The following is a 12,407-nucleotide window of genomic DNA, read 5'->3' as shown; positions in this document are numbered from 1 at the left end:
GGTGCACTGGTGTGGTGGCGAGTTTACATCATTCATAATTATTGATTCAAAATATTCCGCCCAGCTTACAATCCACTCCATGTCTGCCCTCACCCTCACTCCCCGTGCGCTCTACGAAGAAGTGGCCGAGCAATTGCGCCAGCGCATCTTCCGGCGCGAACTGGAGCCGGGCAGCTGGATTGACGAACTCAAGATTGCCGAGGAATTCGGCATCAGCCGCACCCCCCTGCGCGAGGCGCTGAAGGTGCTGGCCGCTGAAGGCTTGGTCACGATGAAAGTGCGCCGTGGCGCCTATGTGACGGAGATGAGCGAAAAAGACCTGCGCGACGTGTACCACCTGCTCAGCCTGCTCGAGAGCGACGCCGCCGGTGTGGTGGCCGAACACGCCACCGAGGCGCAGTTGAAAACGCTGCAGGACCTGCACGCCGAGCTGGAAGCCGCCGTGGCTGATCGCGAAAAATTCTTCGCCGTCAACGAACGCTTTCACATGTGCTTGCTGGAGATGGCCGACAACCGCTGGCGCAGCCAGATGGTGGCCGATCTGCGCAAGGTTATGAAGCTCAACCGGCACAACTCGTTGTTCAAGCAGGGGCGCATCGAGGATTCGCTGGGCGAACACCGCGCCATCCTGGCTGCGATGGTGGGGCGCGATGCCAAGGGCACGGTGAAGGCCATGCAGGCGCATTTTGCGCAGGGGCTGGAAGCGGCGACCTGATTGGAAGCCGCCAGCACAAGCCCGCTTGTCGCGGGCTTAAGCTGTGTCGGCTCAGTTCTTGGCCTGCTCCACGCGGTTGCGCCCACCGGCCTTGGCGGCATAGAGCGCCTCGTCGGCCCGGCGCAGCAGGTCGTGAAAACTCCGGTCCCCTGCGTTTGCCGCGGCCACCCCCATGGAAATGGTCATGGGGATGAACACCCCGCCCGCATTCAGAGGCTCCCCGGCCACCAGTGCACGCAGGCGCTCACCGGCCATCAGGGCGGCTGTAGTGTCCAGCCCCTCCCATAGCACCACAAACTCCTCGCCACCATGGCGTGCCGCCAGATCGCTGCCTCGGCATGCTGTGCGCAGGTGCACGGCCACATGCCGCAGCGCCACATCCCCCACTTCATGTCCATGGCAGTCGTTGATGGCCTTGAAGTGATCGATATCGATCACAGCCAGGGCCAGACCGCTTGCCTGCTGCGGCCTCTCGGCAAATCGCCGCTCCCCCACCGTGACCAGCGTGCGGCGGTTGGGAAGGCCCGTGAGGTAGTCGGTGGAGGCTGCCAGCTCCCACTGGCGGCCAATGCGTTCGGAGCACATGAGCAAAAAGGCCGTCGTCCCCACCACCGGCAGCAATGCGGTGATCATGGGGCTGGCCATGTTGATCCAGGCCCCATCGCCCGTGATGTCAAAGGACGGACTGATGCCACGCCCCAAAAAATAAGCCGCCCGAAACACTGTGAACCCCACCACAAAGGCAAACAGGCTTGCCATCACACGGCGGCTGTGCGCACCATCGGGTGATTTCTGCGACACCAGCAACACAAAGCTTGCCAGCAGCAAGAACACGCAGCAGGTCGAAAGAATGAACACACGCATGCGCGTGTCCGGCCGGAGCACCGCGAACCAGAGTATTCCCAGGATGCCCACCGCAGCCGGGGCCAACATCCAGCGCAGATCCGGCAAGCCATAAAACTGCCTTAGCGCACGCCAGTAACCCGTGCACCCCAGCAGCACCAGCCCGTTGGCCAGCGGCGACGCCAGCCCCAGAGGCATCTGGTCGCGCGACGCGTACATCACGGCACTGCCGGCCAGCAGCAGCGTAGCGATGCGCCAGGTTTCGGTGCAGTTGCGCAAGGCCACAGGGAAGCTCTTGCGCATCAGGCCCAGCACCCACCCGTTGGCCAGCATCATCAGCGTGGCAACAATGAAGATGGTGACGGGATCCATGGCGGCGGGGGCGAAATGGCGGTTTGCGGCGGGGTGGTGAACGACGAGGTGGCCTCCCCTTTTCATATCGGCGGAAGGTGGGACATTGTGGCCGACCCGGCTTGCAATCAGCCCGCGCATCGTGCGAATGCTCTTCGGCAGCCCGGCTCCGGGGTGCGCCCGAACCCCTTGGCGTCACCCAACGCACTGCGGAGAAAGCACAGCGACCCGCCCCGCAGCGCGCCAATGTACGGGCTCTGGCAGAGGGCTGCGCCAAAGCACAGGCGCGGAGCATTCCGAAAATCGGAACGCACCATTTGCAACATAAGAGGTCTCGGCGCGTGGGTTTCCAGCAGGTTCGATCGGTATGATTCTGCGGGTTTTCACTGAGGCTTTGCGCCTTTGGCGCGCACAGCCTTCACCGCAGGTTCCATGTCTCCCATCCCCTCCGATATCGCCAGCGTGCAAACGCTGCCCCAGCTCCTCGCCTACCGCGCTGCCCGCACCCCAAATGCCGAGGCGTACCGCGCCTTCGACCCCACCACCCAATCCTGGATGAGCCTGACCTGGGAGCAAGCCGCAGGGCGCATCGCAACCTGGACGCAAGCCCTGGTTGCGCTGCAACTGCCCCCTGCCGCCCGCGTGGCCATCCTGCTGCCCAATGGCCTGCACGCCATGTGCGCCGACCAGGCCACGCTGGCCACGGGCTGCGCGCCCGTGCCCCTGCACGCCATCGACAACCCCGGCAGCATTGCCTACATTCTGGCCGACTGCGAAGCCTCGATGCTCATCGTGGGCCAGGCCGAGCAGTGGGAAAAGATCCGCGCCGTGGGCACGCCGTTCCCGGCCCTGCGGGCGGTGGTGATCACCGACGACGACACTTCAACCTTCGCGCCCACCGCCGCTTCGGTCGATGGCCCCGCCGTGGGCTCGCTAACGCAGTGGCTGGCGGGGGCCGGTGCAGCCCCAGCGCCCACACCACCCGGTGCAGACGACCTGGCGGCCATCGTCTACACCTCCGGCACCACCGGCAAACCCAAGGGCGTGATGCTGACCCACCGCAACGTGGTCAGCGATGTGAAGGCGGTGCTCGACCGCATTGCACCCACAGTGGACGACGTGTTCCTGTCATTCCTTCCGCTGTCGCACACCTTCGAGCGCACAGGCGGCTACTACCTGCCGATTGCGGCGGGCAGCTGCGTGGCCTATGCACGCTCGGTGGCGCAACTGGCCGAGGACCTGAAGACCGTGCGACCCACCGTGCTGGTGTCGGTGCCGCGCATCTACGAACGCATCCACGCCAAGCTGCTCGAAAAACTCTCGCCCACGCCCTGGAAGATGCAGCTGTACGAAGCCGCGCAGAACAAGGGCTGGGCCCGCTTCTGTGCCGTGCAAAGCCTGCCCGCCCCGGCAGCCAGCGAAGGCCAGGCCGCAGGCTGGATGGCCGCCCTGCCCTGGCCCCTGCTGCAGGCGCTGGTCGCCAAGCCGCTGCTGGCCCAGTTTGGTGGCCGCGTGCGCGTGGCGGTGAGCGGCGGCGCACCGCTGTCGCCCACCATTGCCAAATGCTTCTTGGGCCTGGGCCTGCCGCTGGTGCAGGGCTACGGCATGACCGAGACCGCACCGGTGGTGTCGGTCAACGCACTGGACGACAACGACCCCGCCTGTGTGGGCAAGGCCCTGCCCGGTGTGGAAGTGCGTATCGGCGACAACCACGAGCTGCAGGTGCGCGGCCCCATCGTGATGAAGGGCTACTGGAAGCGCCCCGAAGACACCGCACGCATCCTGAGCACCGACGGCTGGCTGGGCACCGGCGACCAGGCCGACATCGTGAACGGCCGCATCTACATCAAGGGCCGCATCAAGGAAATCATCGTCACATCCACCGGCGAAAAGATCCCGCCGGGCGACCTGGAGCTGGCCCTGCTGGCCGACCCGCTGCTGGAGCAGGCCTTTGTGGTGGGCGAAAACCGCCCCTTCATCGCCTGTGTGGCCGTGCTGAACCCGGGCGAGTGGCAGCGGCTGGCCGCTGACCTGGGTCTGAACCCCCAGGCCGCTGACAGCCTGAACCACCCCAGCGTGCACCGTGCTGTGCTGGCGCGCATCGAAAAGAACACCGCCAGCTTTGCCCGCTATGCCGTGCCGCGCACGGTGCACCTGACGCTCACGCCTTGGACGATTGAAAACACCTTCATGACGCCCACGCTCAAGCTCAAGCGCAACAACCTTATGGCGCACTTTGCCGAAGCCATTGAGGGCATGTACCAGAAGCCGGGGCGCTGAGCCCCGGCTTGCTCCTTACAACACCAGCTCGCCCTCCCGGGCGTAGGCGGAACCAAAGCGGTTGGCCAGAAAGTCCGCAAGCGCCACGGACTCCTGCCCGACAAAGCCCTGCGGCGGCAACTTGCCTTGCGCCACCAGGTCCAGCGCCGTGCAGATGCCTGCGGCCGTGGTGAGCTGGATGGCGCTCAGCGTGTGCCCAGCCACTTGCGTGCCCACGATACGGGCCGAGTACGAGTCCTGCACCAGCCGCCTGCCCTTGAGGCCTGATGCGGTGGCAAACACCACGATCACATCCTGGTCCGTGGTGGGGATGGCGGTTTCCAGAATGTCCTTGAGCAGATCGCGCCGGTCCCGCAGGCGCAGGTCATTGAGCAACAGCTTGAGGATGGCGTTGTGGCCCGGGTAGCGGATGGACTGGTAGTCCACCTGCCGCGCCTTGCCCGCCAAGGTTTCTGTCAGCGTGCCCAGCCCGCCCGAGGTGTTGAAGGCCTCGTACTCCACGCCGTCCAGCGCAAAGGTTTCCAGCCCCTCCAGCGCGGGCACCGTGGTGCGCACGCCGTCCACAATGGCTTCGCAGGGGTTGCAGTACTCGTTGATGAGCCCCTCGGTACTCCAGGTCAGGTTGTAGCGCAGGGCACCCTGTGGGTAGCGGGGCAGCGCCCCCACGCGCATGCGCAGCGTGTGCAGCGCGTCAAAACGCCGGGCCAGGTCATTGCCCACGATGCCGATGAAGCCCGGGGCGAGGCCACATTGCGGCATGAGCACGCGGCGGGCCTTGGCGGCCAGGGCGCGGATGGCCTGGGTGCTGGCCACGTCCTCGGTCAGGTCAAAGTAATGCACACCTGCGCGTGCACACGACGTGGCCACGGGCACGGCGCGATGGAACGGCAATGCGTTCAGCACGGCAAAACGGCCGTCAATGGCGGCCTGCAGGCTCGCGTCGTCTGTGGCCAATCGGGTGGAAATACCCAGAGTTGCCACCTCGGCCAGCCGCACCGGGTCGCGGTCCACCACCAGGATGTCGTAGTCGCCCGACCGCTGCAGCAAGAGCGCCATGGCAAAGCCGATGTGGCCCGCCCCCAGGATGGTGATGGGGCGGCGTGAGGTGGAGTGCGAGGAAATGTCGAAGGTGGTCATGGCAGTGCTCCCGGTAGTGCTCTCCGCACATGGAGGAGAGGTGTTGTGGATGCCTTGATGCTAGGCAACAGCGCTGTCAATGTGTAGTGCTCAAAACGTCGAAAGCTGCTCTTTGATTTGCCATAACGGCGAATATGATGGGCGTTATGACTTATTGAGGAAATGCGCATGACCCAGGCCCTGGATGACACCGACCGGCAACTGCTCAGCCTGCTGCAGGCCAATGCGCGCGAAGGCACGGCCACGCTGGCGCGCAAGCTTGGCCTGGCCCGCACCACCGTGGTGGCGCGGATCGCGCGGCTGGAACGTTCGGGTGTGGTGGCTGGCTACGGGGTGCGGCTGGGTACACGGCTTGACGCCACCACCGTGCGGGCCTGGTGCAGCATCAGCCTGCTGCCCAAGGCAGCACCCGCCGTGCTGCGCGCGCTGGAGGCCATGCCCGAGGTTGAAGAGGTGTCGGCCGTGAGCGGACCGTTTGACTACCTGGTGTTCTTACGCTGCGCCAGCCACGAGCAGCTCGACACCCTGCTAGACAAGGTCGGCCAGTTGGAGGGCGTGCACCAGACGCAGACCAGCATCGTGCTCAGCCGCAAGATCGACCGACGACAGGTAGGGTGACATCCCCCTGAGCGGCTTACGCCGCTTCCCCCTTTTCTCGGCTCGCTGCGCGATTCGGGACGGGGGACGCTGCCAGCGCGGCGGGGGGGCCCTTGCTCGGCAGCCCTGGCGTACGCTGCGCCAAAAGCCACCAGCGCGCTCAAAATCAAACGCTGAATGCTATGGATACTGAAGCTACCAGCGCTTATTTATCAAGCGATAGTGGCTATTTTTACAACCAGTGAATCAGGCCTCGAACTGCGTCGGATTCTTGCCCCGGATCGGCGCATAAAACGCCTTGATGCGCGCCATGTCACGATCCACATCGCCCGTGGGCTCAAACACCGGGCCCAGGCCGCCGACCTTGCGGCCATAGTCCACAAACGCGAGCACGATGGGCACGCCCGCCTGCTGGGCGATGAAGTAAAAGCCCGTCTTCCAGTGCCGCGTCTTGCCCCGCGTGCCCTCGGGCGGCACGATGAGCTGCATGGGTCCGTCGGCATCGCGCATGGCCTGGGCCGAGTTGGCGACCAGGTTGTTGGCCTGGCTGCGGTCCACCGGGATGCCCCCCAGCCAGCGCATCACCCCGCCAAACGGCGCCTTGAACAGGCTGTGCTTGCCCATCCAGTACACGCGCAGGCGCAGCGAGAACGCCAGCATCAGCGTGTACGGCAAGTCCCAGTTGCTGGTGTGGGGTGCGGCGATCAGCACGCTTTTGGCGGCATGGGCTGGCAAGGCGCCCTCGACCTTCCAGCCGGTGATGCGCAGGGTGAAGCGGGAAAAAGCGCGCAGGAGCGTGTTGACAACCGGCGTGTCAAAAATGGTGTGGTGCATGGGAAAACGGGTGACAGAACGGAGCCCGGGGCGCTGACACAGGCAGTGGGTGCTTGGCTCCACAGGCATCGAGAGCGCCGCGAGTATCGCTGATGGTGCCAATGTCCCGCCTTGACGCAAGGCAAAGTGGAGCCGCCGCCGCTTGCATGCGCCCCTGCAGATTACTCCCAATTTCATAGCAATCAGGACAATCAACACTAGCGCTACCAGCCATTTTTGCTCCAAGTGCCGGAGTAAAGGCGCCACGCCAAATAAAACTGGCGTTGGATCTCCACCGGTCCAGAATGCACCACCAGCAGGTCCGCGTTGTCGCTGCCGCCCCATGCTGCCAACCCTATTGCCCACCACCCCGCCCTACCGCGACCGCAAGCGGTACGCATGGCTGCTGTCCCTGGTGGTGCCCTGCACCGTGGGCGTAGGCCCGGCACTGATGGCATGGACCGGCGAACCGCTGGTGCTGTGGGCGCCGGTGGCGTTTTTCTACCTCGTCGCCCCGTTGCTCGACGGGATGCTGGGCGTGGACCAGAGCAACCCGCCCGAATCCGCCGTGCCTGCACTGGAAAACGACCGCTACTACCGCCGCATCACCTTCCTGCTGGTGCCGGTGCTATGGGCGGCCTTCATCTTCAGCGCCTGGTGGGTGGCCACGCAGCCCCTGCCCTGGCATGGCGTGCTGGCGATGGTGCTGACCACGGGCACGGTGGGCGGGTTCTGCATCAATCTGGGGCACGAGCTGGGCCACAAGAACACGCCGCTGGAGCGCTGGCTGGCCAAGCTGGTGCTGGCGCCCACGGCGTATGGGCACTTCTTCATCGAACACAACCGGGGCCACCACCGCGATGTGGCCACCCCGGCCGACCCAGCCTCGTCGCGCATGGGCGAGTCCATCTACCGCTTTGTGCTGCGCGAGATGCCCGGCGCCGCACGCCGCGCCTGGGCGCTGGAAAAAGACCGCCTGGCCCGCCAGCACCTGCCGCTGCTGTCGTGGCACAACGAGATCCTGCAGCCAGCGCTCATCACGGTGCTGCTGTGGACAGGGCTGGCGCTGTGGCTGGGCGTGGTCATCCTGCCGTTTTTGCTGCTGGCATCGTTCTGGGCCAACTTTCAGCTCACCTCGGCCAACTATGTCGAGCACTACGGGCTGCTGCGGCAAAAGGACGCCAGCGGCCGCTACGAACCCTGCCGCCCCCAGCATTCGTGGAACAGCAACCACGTGTTCTCCAACTGGGCCCTGTTCCATCTGCAGCGGCACTCCGACCACCACGCGCACCCGCTGCGCCGCTACCAGTCTCTGCGGCACTTTGACGATGTGCCGCAGCTGCCCCTCGGCTACTTCGGCATGTTCACGCTGGCCTATGTGCCGCCCCTGTGGCGCCGCGTGATGGACCCGCGCCTGCTGGCCCAGGTGGGGCGCAACGCCGCCCACATCAACATCGACCCGCGCCAGCGGGCCGCGATCGTGCGGAAATACGGGTTGCAGGACCTGGGATAGAACGAGTGAGAATGCGCTGGCGACTGGGCACAGGCACCCTGCGGGCCGACAACCGCCACCTCCAGCACTCCTCTATTGATAGCACCCGGAACAATCGGCACTAGCACCTGCGCCCGTTCTGACCCAAAACCCTCCGCTGGCGCCCATCACGCAGCCAGTGGGATAATGCAGGTTTCGCACCTGCAGCCCCGCAGCGCCCCCGACCAGAGGGGCGTTCTGCTGCAGAACATTCCCCTCCCCGCCTTCGCTGTTTGCCCGTGGAAACCACCCTGAGCCCCTGGCGCATGTCCGTCGCCCCCATGATGGACTGGACTGACCGCCACTGCCGTTACTTTCACCGGCTGCTTACGCGCCAGACGCTGCTGTACACCGAGATGGTGAACGCGGGCGGCATCCTGTATGGCGGCACCGAGCGCCACCTGCGCTTCAACGCCGAAGAGCACCCCGTAGCCCTGCAGCTGGGCGGCAACGAGCCCGACAAGCTCGCCCAGGCCGCCAGACTGGGTGAGGAATGGGGCTACGACGAAATCAACCTCAATTGCGGTTGCCCCAGCGACCGCGTACAGCGCGGTGCCTTTGGCGCCAGCCTGATGAAGGCCCCCCAGCTGGTGGCCGACGGCGTCAAGGCCATGAAGGACGTGGTCAGCGTGCCCGTCACCGTCAAGCACCGCATCGGCATCGACAAGGTGGAGGACTACGGCTTTGTGCGCGACTTCGTCGGCACTGTGGCCGAGGCCGGGTGCACCGTGTTCATCGTGCATGCGCGCAACGCGTGGCTGCAGGGCCTCTCCCCCAAGGAAAACCGCGACATCCCGCCGCTGCGCTACGAGGTGGTCCACCGCCTCAAGGCCGAGTTTCCGCAGTTCACCATCGCCATCAACGGCGGTATCACCGCCGACGCGGTGGTGCAGGAACAGCTGCAACACCTGGACGGCGTGATGATCGGCCGCGAGGCGTACCACAACCCCTGGTGGCTGGCGCGCTGGGACCAGCTCTACTACGGCGGCGCCCCCTGCCCCCTGACCCGAGAGGAAGTGGAGCTGGCGATGGTGGAATACATGGAGCGTGAGGCCGCACAGCACGGCACCCCCTGGCCCCACATCGCCCGCCACATGCTGGGCCTGCGCCACAGCCTGCCCGGCGCCCGCATCTGGCGCCAGGTGTGGAGCAACCATCTGCTCAAGGACCGCCCCGCGCGGGAAGTGCATGCGCTGGCAATGCAGGCCTATGCCAGTGGAGCGTCGGAGCCCAGCGCTGAGCCCGCAACACTGGACTCCGTGACTACTTAGTCAGCCGCCCCACCCAGGCCGCCAGCGGCTCGGGCCGCCCGAAGAGGTAGCCCTGCAGGCACTCGCACTGGCTTTCGACCAGAAAGTCGGCCTGGGCGCGGGTCTCCACCCCCTCGGCCACCACGCGCAGGTTGAGATGGCGGGCCACCGAGATGATGGACTGCACGATGGCCGTGTCATTGGGGTCGTCGGGCGTGTCGTCCACAAAGCTCTTGTCGATCTTGAGCTCGTAGAGCGGGAGCCGCTTGAGGTAGGCCAGGCTCGAATAGCCGGTGCCAAAGTCGTCGATGGAGAAACGCACGCCCAGCTGGACGATCTCGGTCATGCGGGCGATGGTGTCGTCCAGGTCTTCGATGAGCAGGCTTTCGGTCACCTCCAAGATCAGGTGGGCCGGGTTGGCGCCGGTGTGGGCCAGGATGTGGCGCACGCGCTCCACAAAGTCGTCCTGGCGGAACTGCCGCTCGCTCACGTTGACGGACAGCGACAGCGCGTGCCCTGCCACCTGCAAGCGTGCCAGGGTCTCACAGGCCTGCTGGATCATCCAGTCGCCCATGCGCAGGATGAGGCCCGAGGCCTCGGCGATGGGGATGAAGCGGCTGGGCGGGACATTGCCGCGCACGGGGTGGTCCCAGCGCATCAGCAGCTCGCCGCCCACGACGTTGCCCGCGGCGTCCACCTGGTTTTGCACAAAGGCGGCCAACTGGCCCAGGGTTTGCGCTTTTTTCAGGTCCTGCTCCAGCGCCAGGCGCTCCTGCACGTCGGCCTGCATCGCGGCTTCGTAAAAGCGGATGCGGTTGCGACCCAGGTCCTTGGCGCGGTACATGGCCGTGTCGGCCTCCCGCAGAAGGTCTTCCACACCCTCGCCCCGCTTGGGGAAGAGCGTGATGCCGATGCTGCCGGTGGTGCTGTAGAGGTGGGTGTCGATGGTGTAAGGCGCTTCCAGTGCGGCGCGCATCTCCTCGGCCACCAGCAGCGCAGCGCGCCCGGCGGACTCCATGTCCGACGCCACGTTGTGCACCAGCACCACAAACTCGTCCCCACCCAGGCGCGCCACGGTGTCGCCCGGGCGTTGCAGCTGCGTGAGCCGCTGGGCCACCTGCATGAGCAGCATGTCGCCCACCGTGTGGCCCCGTGCATCGTTGATCTGCTTGAAGTTGTCCAGGTCGATGTAGAGCACCGCCCCCACCTGGGCGGCCTTCCGGGCATTGGCCAGTGCGTGTTCCATGCGGTCCAGCAGCATGCGCCGGTTGGGCAGGCCGGTGAGCGCGTCAAAGTACGCCAGCTGGTGTGACCGCGCCTCGGCCTGCTTGCGTTCGGTGATGTCGCGCGACAGCGCGATGAACCGAGGTTCGTCGCCCGGGGCGGCGCTCTCCTTGCGCGCAATCGACAACTCAAACCAGTGGGTCACCCCGCCCAGCTCCAGCCGGAACTGGTGGCCTGACGAGTACCCGGTCTGGTGGGCCGCTTGCAGCGCCGCATGGCAGCCGGCGGCGGCTTCGGGGGGGACCACATCGCGCAGCAGGCGGCCCAGAAACATCTCTGGCGGCACAGCCAGCTCTCCCGATCGTGCCGACCGGTAGTGGTGGATGCAGCCGTCCAGCCCCAGTTCGAACAACAGATCAGGAATGGCGCTGAGCGTGCTCTCCAGGTCATCCCGGGTGGCGCGCAGTTCGGCCGTCATGTCGCGCGCCAGTGCCACCGCACGCTCGCGCCCCGTGGCCAGCAGCCAGGTGAACCACGCAAGGATCAGGCTCAGCACCGTGCCCAAAAGCGCCACCGGGTGGTGTCCATCGTCCTGAAAGCGCTGCGCAAAGCCCGGTAGTGGGGCCATGTGCAAGGTCCAGCGGCGCCCGCCCAGCTCCAGCTCGCGCCGCGCTTGCAACGCCGGGGCGCCAGCGCCTTGGGCCGGTGTCTTCAGGTTGCTGAACAGCAGCGCGCCCGCTCCGGCACCGGCATCTCCTGGTCCGGTGCCGGGGGATGCCGCACCCGCGTCCGGGGTGCTGTCGGTGATCTGCAGGCCGATGTCCGCGTCAAACTCCCGGGACATGCCATGGATCACGTCCTCCATGCGAAACGGAGCGGACACCCAGCCCGCCAGTCCCTGCCGACGCCCTTCCACCTTGCTGTTGTCAGCGTCGGCGCGGTACAGGGGCATGTACATGACCAGCCCAGGGGCAGCGTTTTGCATCAGGGTCAGTCGCCCGGACAACGCCAGCGCTCCGGTGTCACGGGCCCGGTCCAGCGCCTCCTTGGCGGGGGGAATGGTCAACACATCCAGTCCCAGCGCCTTGAGGTTGGGGCCCTCCAGCGGCTCGATGTGGGTGATGGGTGCCAGCCACTCGCGCTCGCCGGGCGGTCGCACTGCATATTGGTCAAAACCGCGCTGGCGCATGTCCTCCAGATGGGCAGCGAGCGCCTTGCCAGGAAACTGCAGAATCAGCGACACCCCCTGCAGCCCAGGACGGGTTGCCTGCAGCTGCAGCGCGCTCACATAGGCCTGAAACTCCTCGCGATCGATGCGCTCCGAGCCCTCAAAGTAGCCCTTGACGCCGCGCAACACCACCTCGTAGGTCGCCATGCGGTCCTTGAGGTTGTAGGCAATCTGGTCGGCCGCCACCTCAAAGTTCTGCTCGCGCTTGGTCCTTGTGTTCTTTTCTTCGCTCTGCCAGTACAGGAAGGTCAGCCCCAGGGTCAGCAGCGCGATCAGTGGGGGCAGCACCACGGGCAACCAGCGGTGGTTGCTGGTGCCCGCAACCCCTTCAGACCCCCATGCCGCCTGCCCTGGCGCGGCGAGGTCATCGTTGTCGGGGGCTGGGTGAGGTGTCATGGTGGATGGTGTGACTTCGATGCACCGGCATCGTGCACCGGC

General features: G+C 65.9%; 9 protein-coding genes. 5 read left to right on the top strand and 4 right to left on the bottom strand.

The features are described 5' to 3' along the window. Positions 1-79: 79 nt before the first annotated feature. Positions 80-715 (top strand): GntR family transcriptional regulator, encoded by a 636-nt coding sequence (locus CLU87_RS08925; RefSeq protein ID WP_099730216.1) that lies wholly within the window; start codon positions 80-82, stop codon positions 713-715. A gap of 51 nt (positions 716-766) precedes the next feature. On the opposite strand, the gene CLU87_RS08920 is transcribed toward CLU87_RS08925, so the two are convergent. After that, the gene (locus CLU87_RS08920) at positions 767-1,930 is read right to left on the bottom strand and encodes a diguanylate cyclase (protein ID WP_099730215.1); all 1,164 of its coding nucleotides are present in this window, start codon (positions 1,928-1,930) and stop codon (positions 767-769) included. A gap of 411 nt (positions 1,931-2,341) precedes the next feature. Here CLU87_RS08920 and CLU87_RS08915 point away from each other — a divergent pair, with 411 nt between their 5' ends. Beyond that, complete coding sequence (locus CLU87_RS08915) at positions 2,342-4,189, top strand: long-chain fatty acid--CoA ligase (RefSeq protein ID WP_099732102.1); 1,848 nt, start codon at positions 2,342-2,344, stop codon at positions 4,187-4,189. 15 nt (positions 4,190-4,204) lie between these two features. Here CLU87_RS08915 and CLU87_RS08910 read toward each other — a convergent pair whose 3' ends face one another. After that, positions 4,205-5,326, bottom strand: a complete 1,122-nt coding sequence (locus tag CLU87_RS08910; protein WP_099730214.1) for a saccharopine dehydrogenase family protein — start codon at positions 5,324-5,326, stop codon at positions 4,205-4,207. Positions 5,327-5,494: 168 nt separating this feature from the next. On the opposite strand from CLU87_RS08910, the gene CLU87_RS08905 reads away from it, so the two are divergent. Further along, positions 5,495-5,944, top strand: coding sequence for an Lrp/AsnC family transcriptional regulator (locus tag CLU87_RS08905; RefSeq protein ID WP_099730213.1), 450 nt, complete (start codon positions 5,495-5,497; stop codon positions 5,942-5,944). A gap of 225 nt (positions 5,945-6,169) precedes the next feature. On the opposite strand, the gene CLU87_RS08900 is transcribed toward CLU87_RS08905, so the two are convergent. Beyond that, positions 6,170-6,757, bottom strand: coding sequence for a lysophospholipid acyltransferase family protein (locus tag CLU87_RS08900; RefSeq protein WP_099730212.1), 588 nt, complete (start codon positions 6,755-6,757; stop codon positions 6,170-6,172). A gap of 322 nt (positions 6,758-7,079) precedes the next feature. On the opposite strand from CLU87_RS08900, the gene CLU87_RS08895 reads away from it, so the two are divergent. Next, positions 7,080-8,249, top strand: a complete 1,170-nt coding sequence (locus CLU87_RS08895; protein WP_099730211.1) for an alkane 1-monooxygenase — start codon at positions 7,080-7,082, stop codon at positions 8,247-8,249. Between the two features lie 284 nt (positions 8,250-8,533). Beyond that, positions 8,534-9,538: a tRNA dihydrouridine(20/20a) synthase DusA gene (dusA, locus tag CLU87_RS08890; protein ID WP_233193741.1), complete on the top strand. Its 1,005-nt coding sequence runs from the start codon at positions 8,534-8,536 to the stop codon at positions 9,536-9,538. On the opposite strand, the gene CLU87_RS23620 is transcribed toward dusA, so the two are convergent. After that, on the bottom strand, positions 9,531-12,365 hold the full coding sequence (locus CLU87_RS23620) for an EAL domain-containing protein (protein ID WP_099730209.1): 2,835 nt from the start codon (positions 12,363-12,365) through the stop codon (positions 9,531-9,533). The genes dusA and CLU87_RS23620 overlap by 8 nt on opposite strands. Between the last annotated feature and the right edge of the window lie 42 nt (positions 12,366-12,407).

The organism is Acidovorax sp. 59 (genome assembly GCF_002754175.1).
GTDB classification, from domain to species: Bacteria; Pseudomonadota; Gammaproteobacteria; order Burkholderiales; family Burkholderiaceae_C; genus Acidovorax; species Acidovorax delafieldii.
This window is presented reverse-complemented; position numbering and strand designations above follow the sequence as displayed.